The following is a 19,085-nucleotide window of genomic DNA, read 5'->3' on the forward strand; positions in this document are numbered from 1 at the left end:
GCTCGCCACCGCCGCTCCCCCGCCCGCCTCCGGGGATCAGCCCGCGGCCGCCGGCCCTTCCCCCGCCTGCCCGTCGGGGGTCCCGTACAGCTGTGTGACGGCCGCCGCCACCGCGGCCAGTTCCGCGCGGACCTCGGGCGGTGACAGCACCTCGATCCGGTCGGCGAAGGCGAGGAGGGAGCGGGCCTCCTGGACGACTCCGTACGACAGCCGGGCCGTCACCCACTCGCTCTCCCCGTCGTCCTCCGGCAGTTCCCCCAGCGCGGCGGCGTTCAGGCGCAGGAACATGTCGAGGCGCGAGCGCGGCACCCGGACCGTGACGTCGACGCCGCCGGGCCGCTCCTCGACCTGGCGGCGCAACACCTCCCAGGCGTCGGCGAGTTCGACGCCCGGACGGCGCCTGACCGGCTCCGCGAGGAGCGTGGCCGAGCGCACCCGGTCCGCGCGGAAGAGCTGCGGCCCGCCGCGCCGGTCGGCGACGAGGTACCAGACGCCGGCCTTCGACACGAGACCGTAGGGGTCGACGGTGTACCGGCTCGGCTCGCTCCGCCCGCTGTGGCGGTAGCGCAGCCGCAACCGGCGGTCGGCGAACACGGCGTCCTGCAGCACCTCCAGGTCGACGGCGGGCCGCGGTCCGCCCTTCCAGCGGGTCGCGTCGACGAGGACGCGGCGGCTGGTGGCCTCGGCCGCCGGCCGGTGCGGAGCGGGCAGCGCCGCCATCACCTTGCGCAGGGCCGAGGCGAGCGCGGCGTCCAGGCCGAGCGCGGCGTGCGCCCCCTGGGCGGCCAGGATGAACAGGGCGCGGGACTCGTCGGCGGTGAGCCCGGTGACGTCCGTACGGAAGCCGGCGAGCAGCTCGATGCCGCCGTGCCGTCCGCGCTCCGCGTACACGGGGACGCCGGAGGCCGACAGCGCCTCGACGTCCCGGTAGACGGTGCGCACCGACACCTCCAGCCGGCGGGCGAGTTCGTGCGCGGGCACCCGGCCGCGGGTCTGCAGCAGCAGGAGGATCGAGAGCAGGCGGCCGGACTTCACGGGCCCAGCATTCCGCGCCCGCCGGACGCTCCGCAAATGCTGACGGAAACTGTCAGGTTATGCCGGGAGCCTGGGGGCACACCGACTCGCGGTGAACGGAAGAAGAGGTCCGAGATGAACGCCATGACCGACCCCCGCCCCCTGTACCGGCGCGCCGCCGAGCAGCTCGCGGCCCTCGTCGGGACCGTCCGTCCCGGGCAGCTGGACGGACCCACCCCGTGCGCCGAGTACGACGTGCGCAGGCTGCTCTCGCACATCGTGGGCGGCACCCGGCGGATCGCGGTGATCGGCGCGGGCGGCGACGGACTCGCCGTGGCCCCGTACGCCGAGGGCGTTCCCGACGACGGCTGGGCGGGCGCGTACGACGAGGCGCGGGAGCGGGTGCGGCGGGACTGGGCGGACGACGCCCGCCTCGACGCCCTGGTCCGGGTGCCGTGGGGCGAGGTGCCCGGCCGCGCCGCCCTGGCCGGCTACGTCATGGAGGCGGTCACCCACACCTGGGACCTCGCGGAGGCGCTCGGCTCACCGCTCGGACTGGACCCGGAACCGGCCCGGTTCGCGCTCGCCGTGGCCCGGGCGGTGCTGCCCGAGGCGCGGCGCGAGGAGGGCGGTCACTTCGCCTCCGCGGTGCCGGCCCCCGAAGGAGCCGACGTGTACGGGGAGTTGGCGTCCTGGCTGGGGCGCCGCCCGCTGGTCACCGTGTGACCGGCGGTATCGCGCGGGGGCTCACCGGTGGACGGCGGGCCCCCGCGCCGGGAGTTCAGCCGAGCCGGACGCGCGCGAGCTGGCGGGACTGCGCGACCAGCCGGTCCGCGCTGTCCCACACCTCGGCGTCCTCCTCCAGGAAGCCGCCGGCGAGGTTGCGGGTGGTGATGGAGACCCGCAGCGGTCCCGGGGCCGGGCGGCTCCGCACGTGCACCGTCAGTTCGACCGTCGGCACCCAGCCGGACAGGCCCAGCTCGAAGGCGGTCGGCGGCAGCGCGTCGACCGCGAGGAGCAGCGAGAGCGGGTCGTGGTCGCGGCCGTCGGCGAGACCGAACCAGGACCGCATCTCGCCCTTGCCGGACGGCGAGCCCAGGGCCCAGCCGAGCGTGGCGGGGTCGAGCTTGAGCATCAGCCGGTCGGTGATGGCGGAGCTGCCGGGGACGGGCGCCGGTCCGTCCTGCGGCCCGAAGCACTGCTCCATGGGCGGGATGGCGGGCGGCCTGGCCGTCGTGCGGACGTCGTCGGGCAGGGCGCCGAGGTCGCCGTACGACGCGAGCACGCGGATCCGCTCGACCTCGCGCCCCTCCTCGTCGTACTGGAAGAGCGAGGCCTGGCCGGTCGACAGGGTGCGGCCGGTGCGCACGACGTCCGTGCGGACGACCGCGGGGCCCGGCTGGGACGCGGTCAGGTAGTGCGCGGAGATCGTGAACGGGTCGGAGTGCGGCAGGGCGTCGCCGAGCGCGCGGCCCAGGACGGCCAGCAGGTAACCGCCGTTGACGGCGCTGATGATCGTCCACCCGGCGGACAGGTCGATGTCGTAGACGCCGGGTTCGCGCAGGGTGACCGCGGTGTCCCGGTCGAACTCGCTGTCGCCGACCGTGGCCCGCGTGGCCTGTACGGAAGCTGCTTCAGACATGCCTGAACGGTACAACAAGAGATTACTAAGCAGTAGCTTTTCTGCGTTGCGATCCCGTGAACACCGCGCTCACGCGTCCGTCTCCTGCACGGTCGAGCGCCGGTTCCAGGCGCGCGGCGCCCGCCAGTGGAAGCGCATCGCGAGCAGCCGCAGCACGAAGGCGGTCACCACGGCCAGCCCGCTGGTGAACGGCGAGAGCGCGTCGTAGCGGATGCACAGGGCCACCATCGCGGCACCGACGATGGCGGGCACCGCGTACAGGTCGCGGTCCCAGCGCAGCAGCGACGGCACCTCGTTGGCCAGCACGTCGCGCAGCACGCCGCCGCCCACCGCCGTGGCCAGGCCCAGCGCCGCCGACGCGGTGAGGCCGAGGCCGTAGGTGTACGCCTTCGTGGTGCCGGCGACGCAGAAGAGGCCGAGGCCGGCCGCGTCGAAGACGTTCACGCCGACCTGGATGCGTTCCACCTGGGGGTGGAGGAAGAAGACGAGCAGCGCGGCCAGCAGCGGGGTGATGAAGTACCCCAGGTCCGTGAAGGCGGCCGGCGGTACGGCTCCGATGATCAGGTCCCGGAACAGCCCGCCGCCCAGCGCGGTGACCTCGGCGAGCACGGCGATGCCGAAGACGTCGAAGTTCTTCCGGACGGCCAGCAGCGCGCCCGAGATGGCGAAGACGAAGATGCCGACCAGGTCGAGGGTGTGCTGGACGGAGGGACTGAACAGTTGCAGGAGCACCCGACATTCTTACCCGCCACGCCGAGGAGAGGAGAACGCGCCCGCGTCCTCCCCTCCCTGGTCACATGCGGGCCTACTCCTTGACGGGAGCGTCCCCGGCGCCGTCCGCCTTCCCGGCCGCGGGCTTCCCCGCGTCGGGCTCGGCGGCCTCGGCGGCCTCGGACTCGGCGACCGCGGGCTCCGCAGCAGCGGGCTCGGCAGCAGCCGGCTTCGCGACCGCGGGCTCGGCGGCCTCGGGCTCCGAGGTCACCGGCTCGGCGGCCACGGACTCCGCCGCCCCGGGCTTCGCGGCCTCCGTGGCAGCGGGGGCCTCAGCGGGCTCAGCCGTCTCGGGCGCCGTGACGACGGGCTCCGCCGTCACGGGCTCCTCGGCGGAGGCGACGGGGGTCGCGGCCGGGGTGTCCTCGGCGGGCGTCTCGGCGACGGCCGGCTCCTCGGTGGCCGCCGGCGCCGCGTCGGCCTCCTTGAGGGACGCCTGCACCGCCACCGCGGACGTCTCCGCCAGCACCGCGTCCGGCACCAGCTCGACCGCCTCCCGCGCCACCGACAGCAGCACGGTGTCCTGCGGCGCCTGGTCCTCGGCGTTCTCCGGGTGGTGGCAGGCGACCTGCTGGCCGGGCTTCAGCTCCAGGAGCGGCGGCTCGGTCGTCTTGCAGATCTCCGTCGCCTTCCAGCACCGCGTGTGGAAGCGGCAGCCGCTCGGCGGGGCGATCGGCGAGGGCACGTCGCCCTTGAGCAGGATGCGCTCGCTCTTGGCGTTGCGCCGGGCCGGGTCCGGGATCGGCACGGCCGACATCAGCGCCTTGGTGTACGGGTGCATCGGCGCCTTGTAGAGCGAGTCCCGGTCCGCCAGCTCGACGATCTTGCCGAGGTACATCACCGCGATGCGGTCCGAGACGTGCCGCACCACCGAGAGGTCGTGCGCGATGATCACGTACGTCAGGCCGAGCTCCTGCTGGAGGTCGTCCAGCAGGTTGACGACCTGCGCCTGGATCGACACGTCGAGCGCCGAGACCGGCTCGTCCGCCACGACCAGCTTCGGGTTGAGCGCGAGCGCGCGGGCGATGCCGATGCGCTGGCGCTGGCCGCCGGAGAACTCGTGCGGATAGCGGTTGTAGTGCTCGGGGTTGAGACCCACGACCGACAGCAGCCGCTGGACCTCCTTCTTGATGCCGCCCTCGGGCGAGACGCCCTGGAGCTTGAAGGGGGCGCCGACGATCGTGCCGATGGTGTGCCGGGGGTTCAGCGACGAGTACGGGTCCTGGAAGATCATCTGGACGTCACGGCGCATCGGCCGCATGCCGCCGACGCCGAGGTGCGTGATGTCCTTGCCCTGGAACTCGACCTTGCCCTCGGTCGGTTCGAGCAGCCGCGTGATCAGCCGGCCCATCGTCGACTTGCCGCAGCCCGACTCGCCCACGACGCCCAGGGTCTCGCCCGAGCGCACCTCGAAGTCGATGCCGTCGACGGCCCGCACCGCGCCGACCTGACGCTGCAGGAGGCCCTTCCGGATGGGGAAGTGCTTCTTGAGGCCGGTCACCTTGAGCAGGGTCTCACCGGGGGCGGCACCCGGGGCGAGGGTCGCGCCACTGCTCTGTGCAGGGATGCTCACTGCTTTGTCCTCTGCGTTCTCACTCACAGCTTGGGCGCAATCTCTTCGGTCCAGATCCGCTCCCGCTGCTCCTGCGTCATGTGGCAGGCGGCCCAGTGCTTGCTGCCGACCTCGGACAGCTCGGGGCGGACCGTGCGGGTGACGTTGTCCTTGGGGACGTCCGCGTACGGGCAGCGCGGGTTGAAGGCGCAGCCGGACGGGATGTTGATGAGCGAGGGCGGGGAGCCCTTGACCGGGATGAGGCGCTCCGTCTGTTCGCGGTCCAGCCGCGGCATCGAGCCGAGCAGACCCCAGGTGTAGGGGTGCCGGGGCTCGTAGAACACCTTCTCCGCCGGACCGCGCTCGACGCAGCGGCCGCCGTACATCACCAGGAGGTCGTCGGACAGCTCGGCGACGACGCCCAGGTCGTGGGTGATGACGATGACCGCGGAGCCGAACTCCTTCTGCAGGTCCCGGATGAGGTCGAGGATCTGCGCCTGGACGGTGACGTCGAGGGCGGTCGTCGGCTCGTCCGCGATGAGCAGCTCGGGGTTGTTGACCAGCGACATCGCGATCATCGCGCGCTGGCGCATACCGCCGGAGAACTCGTGCGGGTAGCTGTCGACGCGCTTGTCCGGCTGCGGGATGCCGACGCGGTCGAGCATCTCGACGGCGCGGCGCTTCGCGGTCTTCTTGTCGACGTCGTGGTGGATCCGGTACGCCTCCACGATCTGCTGGCCGATCGTGTAGTACGGGTGCAGCGCCGACAGCGGGTCCTGGAAGATCATCGCCATCTCGCGGCCACGCAGCTTGCGCACGTAGTCGGGGTCGGCGGACAGCAGTTCCGTGCCGTTCAGCCAGATCTCGCCGGAGATCTGGGCCTTGCGCTTGCCGTACTGGCCGGCGGTGTGCAGGCCCATGATGCCGAGCGAGGTCACCGACTTGCCGGAGCCCGACTCGCCCACGATGCCGAGGGTCTTGCCCTTCTCCAGCGTGAAGCTGAGCCCGTCGACGGACTTGACGAGACCGTCGTCGGTCGGGAAGTGGACCTTCAGGTCGCGCACTTCGAGGAAGGCGGACGGTGCGGGCGAGCCCGTGACAGGCTCGCCGACCGCGGCTCCGCTCTTGCTGAGGTCGGTCATGCGAGCCTCACTCGGGGGTCGATCACGGCGTACAGGATGTCCACGACGAGGTTGGCGACGATCACCGCGAGGGAGGTGATCAGCGTGACGCCGAGGATGACGGGCAGGTCCTTGTCGCTGATCGCCTTCAGCACCGCCTGGCCGAGACCGGGGAGGCTGAACGTGGTCTCGGTGAGGATCGCGCCGCCGATGAGGGCGCCGAGGTCCATGCCGAGCATGGTCAGGATCGGCGTCATCGTGGAGCGCATGGCGTGCTTGCCGATGACGACCGGCTCGCGCAGGCCCTTGGCGCGGGCGGTGCGGATGTAGTCCTCACCCATGACCTCCAGCATGGTGGCCCGGGTGATCCGCGCGTACATCGCCGCGTAGAGGAAGGCGAGCGTGATCCACGGAAGGAGCATGCCGCCCAGCCAGCCGCCGAGGCCGTCCTCCAGCGGGACGTACTGGGCATCGAGCCAGCCGAGCCCGTAGCTGAAGATCGCCAGCGACAGCAGACCGGTGAAGTAGATGGGGAGCGAGACGCCGGCGAGGGCGACGACCATCGCACCGCGGTCCCAGAGGGAACCGCGCTTGAGCGCGGAGAGCACACCCGCCGCGACACCGAAGATCAGCCACAGGACAGCAGCACCGAGCGCGAGGGCCAGGGTCACTGGGAAGCGGTCGGTGATCTGCGGCCAGATGGCCTGCTCGCTGCGGAAGGAGTAACCGAAGCACGGCGCGGCGCAGTTCGTGACGTCACCGCCGGACGCGTACGTGCGCCCCGCGAAGATGCCCTTGAAGAACTCCCACACCTGGACGAGGATCGGGTCGCCCAGACCGAGCTTCTCCCGCACGCCCTCGATGGCGGCGGGGTCTGCCTGCTTGCCCACGAACATCGTGGCCGGGTCGACGCCCGCCCACTTGGGGACGAGGAAGAAGATGCCGAAGACCACCAGAATGATGACCACCAGCATCACTGCGGCGGCGAAGAGCCGCCTGATGAGGTAAGCGAGCACTGCTCTCGGCCCGACGGCGGGGCCGTGGGCCACCGGAGGTCTTCCGGTGGCCCACGGCTCACACCGCTCCGGCCTTCACCTGCCTTTCGTGCCTTATGGCGGGTGCGCCGGTCGGGATTACTTCACGCCGAGGTTGACGAAGTCGAACTGACCGCTGTAGTTGTCCGTCGTGTAGACGTTGGTCAGCCGGTTCGAGCGCCAGTTGATGAACTTCTCGAAGACGAAGGGCAGGTAGTAACCGCCCTCCATGACCTTGTGGTTGATCTCCTTGGCCAGCTCGACCTTCTTGGCCTCGTCCAGCTCGTTCACGTAGTCGTCGAACAGACCGTTGATGGTCTTGTCGTCGATCATCGCGAAGTTGTTGTTACCGCTGTCCAGGATGTACTTGCCGGACCACAGCGGCAGACCGAAGCCCTGGACGGTCGGGAAGTCCGGACCCCAGCCCATGATGATGATGCCGAAGCCCTTCTTCTTCACGTTCGAAGGGCTGCCGATGATGCCGGTGGTCTGGGCGCCGTCGAACTGCTCGATGTCGACGGTGATGCCGATCTTCTTCAGCGACGCCTGGAGGGACTCGGCGGTCGCGACCTCGACGGGCTTGTTGTTGCGGACCGCGATCGTGGTCTTGAAGCCGTTCGGCTTGCCGCAGGCCTTGAGCTCTTCCTTGGCCTTGGTGATGTCCGCAGCGCCGTCGTTCTTGGCGGCGTTGTACGGGTCGTACTTCTGGCCCTCGGAGCCCGGGACGGACGGCGGGAGCATGTTGGTGCCGATGTCACCGCCGGCGACCGGGCCACCGCGCGCGGTCTGCAGCGACTTGTGGTCGGCGCCGTAGATCACGGCCTTGCGGCAGTGCTCGTTGTCGAACGGCTTGACCGTCTGCGGGAAGACCGCGTAACGGATGTAGCCGGAGACCGGGTTGTCCAGGTTGCCCTTGTGCTTCTTCAGGGCGGTGGTGCGGCCCTGCGGCGACAGACCGGTCTGCGCGAGGTCCAGGTCGTAGTCGCCGGCGATCAGGCGCTGGTCCAGGTCGTTGGCGTTGGTGAAGAACTTGATCGAGACCTTGTCCGGCAGCGCCTTGCGGATCGGGTCCGAGGCCTGCTTCCACTCGGTGTTGCGGACCAGCGTCAGGCTCTTGTTCGGGGTGTAGCTCTCGAACTTGTACGGGCCCGAGGAGAACGGGTGCAGGCCGTACTTGGACTTGGTGTCCTTGTCCTGGCGCACCGGCGCGGACGAGGCGAGCGCGAGGATGTCCTCGAAGTCCGAGTTCGCCTTCGGCAGCTTGAAGACGATCGTCTTGTCGTCCGGCGTCTCGATGGCCTTCAGGCCGAGCTTGTCCTTGGACTTGTCCTTGTAGGGGCCCTTGTACTCGCCCTTCGGGTCCAGGAGGTCCTTCAGGTAGACCGGACCGCCGGACAGCACGTCCTGCGCCCACTGGCGCTCGATGCCGTACTTGACGTCCTTGGAGGTGATGGGCTTGCCATCCTCCCAGGTGACGCCGTCACGCAGGGTGTACGTGTAGGTCTTGCCGTCGTCGGAGACCTTGCCGAGACCCGTGGCGAGGTCGGGGGTGAGCTCGGCACCGGCCTTGCCGGGCTCGGCCTTGCCCGTGACGAGCGTACGGCTGTAGTAGCGCATGAAGTTCCACGCGAAGCCGTAGTAACCGCGGGTGGTGTCCCACGAGTCGGCGTCCTGGGCGCCGGCGAACTTGAGCTCGCCGCCCTTCTTCGACGAGGCGTTGGCGACCTTGTTGTTACCGGCGTTGAAGCCGGCAGCGCCGCCGTTCTTGCCGCCGCCGTTGCTGTCGTCGCCGCCGCCGCACGCAGCCGTGCTGAGCAGTGCTGCGACCACGGCAGCTGCGGCCACGGCCTGCTTGCGCCGCCCTGTGGTGCGTTGGGTAGTCACGATCTCGGATCCTCCGAAATGATGTAGGCGGCCTGCGAATGAGTCGCAGGCCCCGGGGGTACGGCTGTTCAGCGGGAAGCCTTCGGGTCGAGCGCGTCACGCACGCCGTCGCCGAAGAGATTGAAGGCGAGCACGGTGATGAAGATCGCCACACCGGGGATCACCATGTACATGGGATCCGAGTCGTAGTAGTCGATCGCCGAGGAGAGCATCTGTCCCCAGGAGGCCGTCGGCGGCTTGACGCCGACGCCCAGGAAGCTGAGCGCCGCCTCGGTGAGGATGTTGGTGGGGATCATCATCGTCGTGTACACGATGATGGGCGCGATGAGGTTGGGCAGCAGTTCCTTGAACAGGATGTAGAACCGCCCGGCGCCCAGGCTCCGCGCCGCCTCCACGTACTCGCGCTCGCGCAGCGAGAGCGTCTGGCCGCGCACCACGCGGCCGACGTAGGGCCAGCCGAAGAAGCCGATCACCAGGATCATGACGAACAGGCGCACGCCGGTGCCCGTGAGGCCCAGCATCTCGTTCGGCATGACGGAGACCAGGGCGATGATGAACAGCAGCTGCGGGAAGGCCAGCAGACCGTCCATCACGCGGCTGATGGCCGCGTCCACCCAGCCGCCGAAGAAGCCCGCCAGGATGCCGAGGACGGTCCCGAGGACCACCGCGACCAGGGCGGACAGGAAGCCCACGAGGAGCGAGATGCGCGCCCCGTAGATGATGCGGGCGAAGATGTCGCGGCCGCTCACCGGCTCGACGCCGAGCAGGTGGTCGCCGCTGATGCCGCCGAGGGATCCGGTCGGCGTGGAGAACAGCGGGTCGATCAGGTCCTCGTGGTGCGACTCGGGATCCTGGCCGACCAGGTTGGCGATCACCGGGGCGAGGATCGCGATCACGATCAGCACGAGCACGACGACACCGCCCGTGAGGGCCAGCTTGTCCCGCTTGAGGCGCTCCCAGGCGATCCGGCCGAGGGAGCGTCCTTGAACCGCCTTCGGATCGGCGCTGACAACCGCCGCTTCCTCGGCCGCGCTCGGGGCCGCTTCAGCGGTCGGCTCGTGCAATGGTGCCGTCATCGTGGCAGGGACCCCTCTCAACCGGCGGTAGCCGGCCCACACGTGCCGCTGGTAGCGGCATGATCAGTCCGTCGTACAAAGGGGCGAACACCCCTGGACCGGGAGTCTTCAACGCCTCGGCGATCTGTTGCCAGACTTGGCGGTGAATGGATGCCTAAACGTGATGCGCTCTGGGGGGTTCCGTTATCCGGACGGCGGGTAACGGGGGTCGGACAGGGGGCAATTGGGCCGCAAGGGACCACGGGGGTCGCTTTCCTGTCACCTCGTCCGCAACACGGACATCCCGCACTTCCGCTTTCGAGCGCGCTGGTCAGCGCCGGGTCCCGGTCCGAGGAGCGGGGCGCGGCGGCGGTTCCGCGGCGTCCGCGGGGTCAGTAGGGCCGTGGCTGTGGGTAGCCGTACCCGCCGGCCGCGGGGGCCGGTGCGGGGGCCGCGTGGGCCTCGCGGTCGTAGAAGGGCCGGGCGTTCGCGCGCAGCCACAGGGCGACCGGGTCGTAGGCGTCGGACATCGCGACGGTGGACACGGGCAGCCCGTCCGGGACGGCGCCGACGGACTGCTGCATCATCGCCCGCACCGAGTCGACGGCGGCCGGTGACGTGTCGTAGACGTCGAGGCCGATGGCCAGGTACGGCGCCCCGAGCGCGGGCTGCACCCAGGCGCGGCGCAGCGACCGCACGGCGGACGTGCGGTGCGCGTTCTGCGTGAGGAGGGCGTAGAACTGCGGGATCTCGATGCCGGGTTCGGACAGCCGCAGCGGTCCCGCGGGCTGGCGTTCGAGGCCGGTGGCGATCCGGCGCAGATCCAGCCAGGGGATGCCCACGCCCCCGCCGGGGGCGTGCGGGTTGAGCCAGAGCCCGAAGTGGTCGGGGTAGAGGGTGCGGGCGACGTCGAGGCCGTCCACGACCTCGTACGACCGGTTCCAGCCGCTGGCGGACAGTTCCTGGGCGGAGGTCACGCAGGGCGCGTAGCCGTAGCCGCCCACCTCCATGTTCCCGTACTGGGCGTCCGGCGAGCCGGCCTGGCCGTGCCAGAGCAGCATCCAGATCTGGCCGTTCGACGGGGTCGCGAGCGCACGGAGGAGCGCCTCGTAGGCGTCGTAACGCCCGGGCGTCACCTGGCGCAGCATGTGCTCGACCTGCCCGGCCGCGGCCGTGCCCGACGCGCTCACCTTCAACCGCCCCTTCGCGAACAGATCATCATGAACTCACCCATTGCCCCCGGGGCGCTCGCACGGCCTCCCCGTCCGGGAGCACGTCAACACCTCGACCGAGCCATGAAACCAGCTTAAGCGGCGTTCCTGACAGGAACTTGACGCTCGGCTTCGCCGTTTCGCGTGGCGTCCCGCGCCCGTTCGCGGGCCGCGGCGGCCCGGTCAGTACTCCCGCTGGTAGAAGGGCCGCACCTGGGCGCGCATCCACTCGCCCACCGGATCCTGGGCGACGTCGAGGAGGACCAGGTTCACCGGCCGGTCGACCGGGACCCGGCCGAGCGCCCGGCCGAGCGCGTCCAGCGGGTAGGTGCGCGCGGGGCCCTCCCAGTCGGACAGCTCGACGCCCACGAACATCACCGGGTCGCCGCCCTCGATGCTGGCCAGGCAGCGGCGGGCGGTCAGCACGACGCCGGTCGCCGCGAACTCGGTCGAGGCGGCGGACAGGAAATCCACCGGGTCGTCCTGCCAGTCGGGTTCGAACAGCCGGACCCGGCCACCACTGGCGGGACCGTCCAGCGGGGTCCGTCCGGTGCGGCACAGTTCGGCGACGGCGGGCGGCGGCAGCGGCACGCCGACCACACCGTCGGGGTTGACGGCCAGGCCGACCTGCGGGGGCAGGCCGCGCGCGAACTCGACGGCGGGCGCGATCGTGTACGGCATGTGCCCGCCGGCGACCTGGCGGAACTGCTCTTCCGAGCTGAAGACCGGGACGTACGCCTGTCCCGCGAGCTCCATCGTGGGGAGGTCGAGGGGGCCGCTGTGCGGGCCGCCGCCGTTCGGCAGCGGGATCCACAGGAAGCTGCGGCCGAGCACCTCGACGATCCGGGCACCGGCCTCGGGGACTCCGAGGGATGCGGAGAGCACCTCCTCCAGTTCGTTGCCTGGCCATCCGCCGTGCGGATGGGGGTGCGGGTGCGCCTGTGCCGGGAAGTCCATCTGTCTACCGCCTGCTGTGAACCGCTGTTCCGGCTGGAAACCCTAGCCGGTGGGCGCGTACGGGGGTCAGCCGCCGAAGTCGATCCGGCGCAGCACGTCCGCCGCCGCCCGGTCGATCAGGACCGCCGAGCCGCAGCCCTCGGGCAGGTCGCCCTTCTCGACGGAGCGCAGCAGCCGGCCGGCGGCGCGGCGGTGGCGCAGGAAGGCGTAGCGCGAGACCCCCCGGCCGCGCTCGCGCTGCCCGTCCAGGGCGGCGTCCGGCGGGACGTCCAGGAGCAGCAGGTGCAGGGTGCCGCCGCGGCGCCGGGCCTCGCGGGCGAGCCAGCGGCGCACCCAGGTCTGGGTGCCGCAGTCGTGCACGACGACGCCTGCTCCCGAGCGCAGCGCGCGGCGCAGTCCGGCGTAGTGCGCGACGCGGACGACGGGGCGGTAGAGCGTGTACGGCAGGAAGCGGGAGAGCCGGGTGTCCCAGCGGTCGCGGGTGTCCTGGGAGTCGACGCGGGCGCCGCTCACGGCCCGGCGCATCAGCGTCGACTTGCCGCTGCCGGGCAGACCGGTCACCACGACCAGGTCGGTGGCGCCGAAGGACAGCCCGTGCGGGCTGTGTCCCGCGCGCTCGCGCAGGTCGCGGACGACGGGCCCGGACCGCGGCCCGCACGCCTCCCGGGCCGGGACTGCGGGTTTTTCCGGCAGTGCGAGGCCCGAACTCGTCGCGTACGCCGTGGTCCTGTTCACCCTGATCGTCCTCCCCTTGGATCCGGAGTCCCATCCCCGTCGAGTGTAAAGAGAAGGTAATGCGGTGCGCCTCCCGTTTCCGTCCCCGTCCTGCCACAGACCGGTCACAGGTCTTCCGGGGGCGGCCGGACGGGCCGCCCCTGCCGGGTTTCACGGATGCGTGCAATGATGTGCCCGCCAACTGCATACCGGCCGCTTGAATCCGCGCGGGAGAGTCCCGGGGCACCACCTGCCCGGGCGCCGAAGGAGCAAGTCCCTCCCTTGAATCTCTCAGGCCCCGTTACCGCGCGGGCGAGGCACATCTGAAAAGCGGGCCGCTCACCAGTGGCTCCACCCAAGGTGCAAGTCAGGACCACCGGTTCGCCGGGTCGTGATGAACCTCTCAGGTTCCGATGACAGATGGGGAGGAACGACCTCGCCGTCATGCCTTGGGAGCCCCACCGATGAGCAGTAACGCCCCCCGTCACACCGCGCTCGACGCCCTGCATCGCTCTCTGGGCGCGACGATGACCGACTTCGCCGGCTGGGACATGCCCCTGCGCTACGGCTCCGAGCGCGACGAGCACCTCGCCGTCCGCACGAAGGCCGGTCTCTTCGACCTCTCCCACATGGGCGAGATCACGGTCACCGGTCCGCAGGCCGCCGCCTTCCTGAACTTCGCCCTCGTCGGCAACATCGGCTCGGTCGGTGTCGGCCGCGCCCGCTACACCATGATCGTCCGGGCGGACGGCGGCATTCTCGACGACCTGATCGTGTACCGGCTCCAGGAGCAGGAGTACATGGTCGTCGCGAACGCCTCCAACGCCCAGGTGGTGCTGGACGCGCTGACGGAGCGGGTGGCCGGTTTCGACGCCGAGGTGCGCGACGACCGTGACGCGTACGCGCTGATCGCCGTGCAGGGCCCGGAGTCCCCCGGGATCCTCAAGTCGCTCACCGACGCCGACCTCGACGGCCTGAAGTACTACGCGGGTCTGCCGGGCACCGTCGCGGGCGTCCCGGCGCTGATCGCGCGCACCGGCTACACCGGCGAGGACGGCTTCGAGCTGTTCGTGGCGCCGGCCGACGCCGAGAAGCTGTGGCAGGCGCTGACCGAGGCGGGCGCCCCGGCGGGGCTCGTCCCCTGCGGCCTCTCCTGCCGCGACACGCTGCGCCTGGAAGCGGGCATGCCGCTGTACGGGCACGAGCTGACGACGTCGCTCACCCCCTTCGACGCCGGGCTCGGGCGCGTCGTGAAGTTCGAGAAGGAGGGCGACTTCGTCGGCCGCGAGGCGCTCACCGAGGCGGCCTCCCGCGCCGCGGACAACCCGCCGCGCGTGCTCGTCGGGCTCGTCGCCGAGGGCCGCCGGGTGCCGCGCGCCGGCTACTCCGTCGTCGCCGGCGGCGAGGTGATCGGCGAGGTCACCTCCGGTGCCCCCTCCCCCACGCTCGGCAAGCCGATCGCGATGGCGTACGTCGACGCCGCGCACGCCGCCCCCGGCACCGCCGGTGTGGGGGTCGACATCCGGGGCAGCCACGAACCGTACGAGGTCGTGGCGCTGCCGTTCTACAAGCGCCAGAAGTGACACTGGCCCCCGGGCCGCCCCGCTGATCCCGGCCCCGGCGCCCCGTCACGGCGCCGGACACCTCCGGGCACGTCCGCCCGGCTCATCCACGTCCCCGCTGCGTCAGCAGTCCCCCGCGTACAGGAGAATTCAGGCCATGAGCAACCCCCAGCAGCTGCGTTACAGCAAGGAGCACGAGTGGCTGTCGGGCGCCGAGGACGGCGTCTCGACGGTCGGCATCACGGAGCACGCGGCCAACGCGCTCGGCGATGTCGTGTTCGTCCAGCTCCCGGAGGTCGGTGACACCGTGACCGCGGGTGAGACCTGCGGCGAGCTGGAGTCGACCAAGTCGGTCAGCGACCTCTACGCCCCGGTCACCGGCGAGATCACCGAGACCAACCAGGACGTCGTGGACGACCCGTCCCTGGTGAACTCCGCCCCCTTCGAGGGCGGCTGGCTGTTCAAGGTGCGCGTCACGGACGAGCCGGCCGACCTGCTCTCCGCGGACGAGTACACCGAATTCACCGCAGGCTAAGGACTTCCGACTGATGTCGCTTCTGAACACGCCCCTTCACGAACTCGACCCGGACGTCGCCGCCGCCGTCGACGCCGAGCTGCACCGCCAGCAGTCCACCCTGGAGATGATCGCCTCGGAGAACTTCGCTCCGGTCGCGGTCATGGAGGCCCAGGGCTCGGTCCTCACCAACAAGTACGCCGAGGGTTACCCGGGCCGGCGCTACTACGGCGGCTGCGAGCACGTCGACGTGGTCGAGCAGATCGCCATCGACCGTGTGAAGGCGCTCTTCGGCGCCGAGCACGCCAACGTCCAGCCGCACTCCGGTGCCCAGGCCAACGCCGCCGCGATGTTCGCGCTGCTCAAGCCGGGCGACACGATCATGGGTCTGAACCTCGCGCACGGCGGGCACCTGACCCACGGCATGAAGATCAACTTCTCCGGCAAGCTCTACAACGTGGTCGCCTACCACGTCGACGACGCCACCGGCGAGGTCGACATGGCCGAGGTCGAGAAGCTGGCCAAGGAGTCGAAGCCGAAGCTGATCGTGGCCGGCTGGTCCGCGTACCCGCGTCAGCTGGACTTCGCCGCGTTCCGCCGGATCGCGGACGAGGTCGGCGCTTACCTGATGGTCGACATGGCGCACTTCGCCGGACTGGTGGCGGCGGGCCTGCACCCGAACCCGGTGCCGCACGCCCACGTCGTCACGACCACCACGCACAAGACGCTGGGCGGCCCCCGCGGTGGCGTGATCCTCTCCACGGCCGAGCTGGCGAAGAAGATCAACTCCGCCGTCTTCCCCGGTCAGCAGGGCGGACCGCTGGAGCACGTGATCGCCGCCAAGGCCGTCTCGTTCAAGGTGGCCGCCACGGAGGACTTCAAGGAGCGCCAGCAGCGCACCCTGGACGGCGCCCGGATCCTGGCCGAGCGCCTGGTCCAGGACGACGTCAAGGCCGTCGGCGTCGACGTCCTGTCCGGCGGCACGGACGTGCACCTCGTCCTGGTCGACCTGCGCGCCAGCGAGCTGGACGGACAGCAGGCCGAGGACCGTCTCCACGAGGTCGGCATCACGGTCAACCGCAACGCCGTCCCGAACGACCCGCGCCCGCCCATGGTGACCTCGGGCCTGCGGATCGGCACGCCCGCCCTCGCCACCCGCGGCTTCGGGACCGAGGACTTCACCGAGGTCGCGGACATCATCGCCGAGGCGCTCAAGCCCTCGTACGACGCGGAGTCGCTCAAGGCCCGGGTGTCCGCTCTGGCCGACAAGCACCCGCTGTACCCCGGCCTGAAGTAGTTCGTACGCTTTTTTGCCGTACGCGTCTTTTCATGACAGCGTCTTCTCTCGTACGAACGTCCGGGGCACCGCGCACACTGGAAACCGAGCGCGGTGCCCCGCCGCATGCACCGCCCCGCACCACCGGCTGACAACGGCGTCCGCCGAAACCCTGAGGAGTTCCCCGTGGCCATCTCGGTCTTCGACCTGTTCTCGATCGGCATCGGCCCGTCCAGCTCCCACACCGTGGGCCCGATGCGCGCGGCCCGCATGTTCGCCCGGCGGCTGCGCAACGAGGACCTGCTGACCCCGACCGTCGCGATACGCGCCGAGCTGTACGGCTCCCTGGGCGCGACCGGCCACGGCCACGGCACCCCCAAGGCGGTCCTGCTCGGTCTGGAGGGCGCGTCCCCGCGGACGGTCGACGTCGAGGGCGCCGACGCCCGGGTCGACGCGATCCGCACCGGCGGCCGGCTCGCCCTGCTGGGCGAGCACGAGATCGCCTTCTCCTTCGACGACGACCTGGTCCTGCACCGCCGCAAGGCCCTGCCGTACCACGCCAACGGCATGACGCTGTGGGCGTTCGGCGCCGACGGCGAGGAGCTGCTGTCGAAGACCTACTACTCGGTCGGCGGCGGCTTCGTCGTCGACGAGGACGCGGTGGGCGAGGACCGGATCAAGCTGGACGACACGGTCCTGAAGTACCCCTTCCGCACGGGCGACGAGCTGCTGCGCCTGACGAAGGAGACCGGCCTGTCGATCTCCGCGCTGATGCTGGAGAACGAGCGGGCCTGGCGCACCGAGGAGGAGATCCGCGAGGGCCTCCTGGAGATCTGGCGGGTGATGCAGGCGTGCGTGGCGCGCGGCATGTCCCGTGAGGGCATCCTGCCGGGCGGCCTCAAGGTGCGCCGCCGGGCCGCCGTCACGGCCCGCCAGCTGCGCGCGGACGGCGACCCGCTGGCCCACGCCATGGAGTGGATCACCCTCTACGCGATGGCCGTGAACGAGGAGAACGCCGCGGGCGGACGCGTGGTCACCGCCCCCACCAACGGCGCCGCCGGCATCATCCCGGCCGTCCTGCACTACTACGTCAACTTCGTGCCGGGCGCCGACGAGGAGGGCGTCGTGCGCTTCCTGCTCGCGGCGGGCGCCATCGGCATGCTGTTCAAGGAGAACGCCTCCATCTCCGGCGCCGAGGTCGGCTGCCAGGGCGAGGTCGGCTCCGCCTGCTCGATGGCCGCGGGCGCGCTCGCCGAGGTCCTCGGCGGCAGCCCCGAGCAGGTCGAGAACGCCGCCGAGATCGGCATGGAGCACAACCTGGGCCTGACCTGCGACCCGGTCGGCGGCCTGGTCCAGATCCCGTGCATCGAGCGCAACGGCATGGCGGCGGTCAAGGCCGTGACCGCGGCGAAGATGGCCATGCGCGGCGACGGCTCCCACAAGGTGTCCCTCGACAAGGTCATCAAGACCATGAAGGAGACCGGCGCGGACATGTCCGTCAAGTACAAGGAGACCGCGCGCGGCGGACTCGCGGTGAACATCATCGAGTGCTGAGGCCCCTTCCGTGCGTACAGGGGTGGGCACAGCGAAGTGAGGGAAAAGGCAAGGTAGTTGGCGTTTCTCGCCGCTCCCCCACTTCCCCGCCCTCCCCACGGCACCAGGAGTCGCCATGCTGCGCGGCATCGACGTCAGCGCCTACCAGTCGTCGTCCTTCTCCACCGACGGTCTCTCCTTCGTCTTCGTCAAGGCGACGGAGGGCCGCTCGTACGTCAACCCGAAGCTCAACGCGCAGGTGAAGAGGGCCCGTGACGCCGGCTGCGTCGTCGGGCTCTACCACTTCCTGTGGCCGGGCAACCTCACCGCCCAGGCCGAGTACTTCCTCGCCAAGGCCCCGGAGAAGGCGGGCGACATCCTCGCCGTCGACTGGGAGACCACCGGCGAGGGCACGCACGCGGGCAACGCCGAGAAGGACCGCTTCCTGCGCAGGCTCAAGGAGCTGCGCCCCCGCCACCGGGTCGTCCTGTACTGCAACCGCAACTTCTGGCTGAACATCGACACCACCTCGTACGCGGGCGACGGTCTGTGGATCGCGGACTACGTGAGCGCGGGCAGGCCGCGGATCCAGGCCGACTGGACGTTCCACCAGTACACCGACGACCCCCTGGACCGGGACGTGGCGGCCTTCACCGACGCCGCCGAACTGCGCGAATGGGCGAACCCGTAGGCTTCGCCGCATGGGGAAAGTGACCGCGGTCAGCCGCAACGGGACGTATGCGTTCACCAAGCCGAACCGGGACGCGATCACGCTGCTCGACGGGCTCGGGGTCGAGGGGGACGTGCACGCGGGCGTGACCGTCAAGCACCGCTTCCACATGCGCAAGGACCCCTCGCGGCCGAATCTGCGGCAGGTGCACCTCATCCACGAGGAGCTGTTCGACGACCTCCGCGAGGCGGGCTTCTCCGTCACCGCGGGCCGGCTCGGCGAGAACGTCACCACCCGCGGGATCGACCTGCTGAACCTCCCCACCGGGGCGCTGCTGCGGCTCGGCGGCGAGGCCGTGGTCGAGATCACCGGGCTGCGCAACCCCTGCGCGCAGATCGACGGCCTCCGGAAGGGCCTGCTCAAGCAGGTGGTCGGGCGGGACGGGGACGGCACGCCCCGTCCCCTGACCGGCGTCATGAGCGTCGTGCGCGCCGGAGGTGTGGTGCGGCCCGGGGACCCGATCGTGGTCGAGCTGCCGGACGGGCCGCACCGCCCGCTGCGGATCGTCTGACGGC

Annotated in this window: 18 protein-coding genes and 2 riboswitches; of the genes, 7 read left to right on the plus strand and 11 right to left on the minus strand. The window is 70.9% G+C overall.

Annotated elements, in window-relative coordinates; all coding sequences use genetic code 11:
• Positions 1-36 precede the first annotated feature (36 nt).
• Positions 37-1,035, minus strand: coding sequence for a helix-turn-helix transcriptional regulator (locus tag ACWGIS_RS23655; RefSeq protein WP_453364455.1), 999 nt, complete (start codon positions 1,033-1,035; stop codon positions 37-39).
• Positions 1,036-1,149: 114 nt separating this feature from the next.
• Between ACWGIS_RS23655 and ACWGIS_RS23660 the strand changes: the two genes are divergently transcribed.
• Complete coding sequence (locus tag ACWGIS_RS23660) at positions 1,150-1,740, plus strand: TIGR03086 family metal-binding protein (RefSeq protein ID WP_453364456.1); 591 nt, start codon at positions 1,150-1,152, stop codon at positions 1,738-1,740.
• A 55-nt stretch (positions 1,741-1,795) separates the two neighbouring features.
• Here ACWGIS_RS23660 and ACWGIS_RS23665 read toward each other — a convergent pair whose 3' ends face one another.
• The 10 genes from ACWGIS_RS23665 to ACWGIS_RS23710 form a co-directional block, all read right to left on the minus strand.
• Positions 1,796-2,656 carry a thioesterase family protein gene (locus tag ACWGIS_RS23665; protein ID WP_453364457.1) on the minus strand — a complete coding sequence of 287 codons (861 nt, stop codon included), beginning with the start codon at positions 2,654-2,656 and terminating at the stop codon, positions 1,796-1,798.
• A gap of 69 nt (positions 2,657-2,725) precedes the next feature.
• Entirely contained in the window at positions 2,726-3,388 is a 663-nt protein-coding gene (locus ACWGIS_RS23670) for a trimeric intracellular cation channel family protein (RefSeq protein ID WP_453364458.1), read from the minus strand.
• A 73-nt stretch (positions 3,389-3,461) separates the two neighbouring features.
• Positions 3,462-5,000: a dipeptide ABC transporter ATP-binding protein gene (locus ACWGIS_RS23675; RefSeq protein WP_453364459.1), complete on the minus strand. Its 1,539-nt coding sequence runs from the start codon at positions 4,998-5,000 to the stop codon at positions 3,462-3,464.
• Positions 5,001-5,023: 23 nt separating this feature from the next.
• The gene (locus ACWGIS_RS23680) at positions 5,024-6,121 is read right to left on the minus strand and encodes an ABC transporter ATP-binding protein (protein WP_355793024.1); all 1,098 of its coding nucleotides are present in this window, start codon (positions 6,119-6,121) and stop codon (positions 5,024-5,026) included.
• On the minus strand, positions 6,118-7,116 hold the full coding sequence (locus tag ACWGIS_RS23685) for an ABC transporter permease (protein ID WP_453364460.1): 999 nt from the start codon (positions 7,114-7,116) through the stop codon (positions 6,118-6,120). The genes ACWGIS_RS23680 and ACWGIS_RS23685 overlap by 4 nt, the downstream gene beginning before the upstream one ends.
• Before the next feature lie 117 nt (positions 7,117-7,233).
• Complete coding sequence (locus tag ACWGIS_RS23690; RefSeq protein ID WP_453364461.1) at positions 7,234-9,018, minus strand: ABC transporter substrate-binding protein; 1,785 nt, start codon at positions 9,016-9,018, stop codon at positions 7,234-7,236.
• A 68-nt stretch (positions 9,019-9,086) separates the two neighbouring features.
• Complete coding sequence (locus ACWGIS_RS23695; protein WP_453364462.1) at positions 9,087-10,094, minus strand: ABC transporter permease; 1,008 nt, start codon at positions 10,092-10,094, stop codon at positions 9,087-9,089.
• A 371-nt stretch (positions 10,095-10,465) separates the two neighbouring features.
• Entirely contained in the window at positions 10,466-11,263 is a 798-nt protein-coding gene (locus tag ACWGIS_RS23700) for an enhanced serine sensitivity protein SseB C-terminal domain-containing protein (protein WP_453364463.1), read from the minus strand.
• A gap of 204 nt (positions 11,264-11,467) precedes the next feature.
• A complete protein-coding gene (locus tag ACWGIS_RS23705) occupies positions 11,468-12,241 on the minus strand; it encodes an enhanced serine sensitivity protein SseB (protein ID WP_453364464.1) in 774 nt (257 codons plus the stop codon).
• A gap of 66 nt (positions 12,242-12,307) precedes the next feature.
• Positions 12,308-12,976 carry an AAA family ATPase gene (locus tag ACWGIS_RS23710; RefSeq protein ID WP_453364465.1) on the minus strand — a complete coding sequence of 223 codons (669 nt, stop codon included), beginning with the start codon at positions 12,974-12,976 and terminating at the stop codon, positions 12,308-12,310.
• Between the two features lie 197 nt (positions 12,977-13,173).
• Positions 13,174-13,272: riboswitch (glycine riboswitch) on the plus strand.
• Positions 13,273-13,385, plus strand: a riboswitch (glycine riboswitch).
• 34 nt (positions 13,386-13,419) lie between these two features.
• Between ACWGIS_RS23710 and gcvT the strand changes: the two genes are divergently transcribed.
• The 6 genes from gcvT to ACWGIS_RS23740 all read left to right on the plus strand — a co-directional run bounded on the left by gcvT (position 13,420) and on the right by ACWGIS_RS23740 (position 19,081).
• Complete coding sequence (gene gcvT, locus ACWGIS_RS23715; protein WP_453364466.1) at positions 13,420-14,538, plus strand: glycine cleavage system aminomethyltransferase GcvT; 1,119 nt, start codon at positions 13,420-13,422, stop codon at positions 14,536-14,538.
• A gap of 136 nt (positions 14,539-14,674) precedes the next feature.
• Positions 14,675-15,052 carry a glycine cleavage system protein GcvH gene (gene gcvH, locus ACWGIS_RS23720; protein ID WP_453364467.1) on the plus strand — a complete coding sequence of 126 codons (378 nt, stop codon included), beginning with the start codon at positions 14,675-14,677 and terminating at the stop codon, positions 15,050-15,052.
• A gap of 13 nt (positions 15,053-15,065) precedes the next feature.
• Positions 15,066-16,328, plus strand: coding sequence for a serine hydroxymethyltransferase (gene glyA, locus ACWGIS_RS23725; protein ID WP_453364468.1), 1,263 nt, complete (start codon positions 15,066-15,068; stop codon positions 16,326-16,328).
• Between the two features lie 165 nt (positions 16,329-16,493).
• A complete protein-coding gene (locus ACWGIS_RS23730) occupies positions 16,494-17,861 on the plus strand; it encodes an L-serine ammonia-lyase (protein WP_453364469.1) in 1,368 nt (455 codons plus the stop codon).
• A 115-nt stretch (positions 17,862-17,976) separates the two neighbouring features.
• The gene (locus ACWGIS_RS23735) at positions 17,977-18,531 is read left to right on the plus strand and encodes a glycoside hydrolase family 25 protein (RefSeq protein ID WP_453364470.1); all 555 of its coding nucleotides are present in this window, start codon (positions 17,977-17,979) and stop codon (positions 18,529-18,531) included.
• A gap of 10 nt (positions 18,532-18,541) precedes the next feature.
• Entirely contained in the window at positions 18,542-19,081 is a 540-nt protein-coding gene (locus ACWGIS_RS23740) for an MOSC domain-containing protein (RefSeq protein WP_453364471.1), read from the plus strand.
• Positions 19,082-19,085: the final 4 nt, after the last annotated feature.

Source organism: Streptomyces sp. NPDC054842 (genome assembly GCF_053611025.1).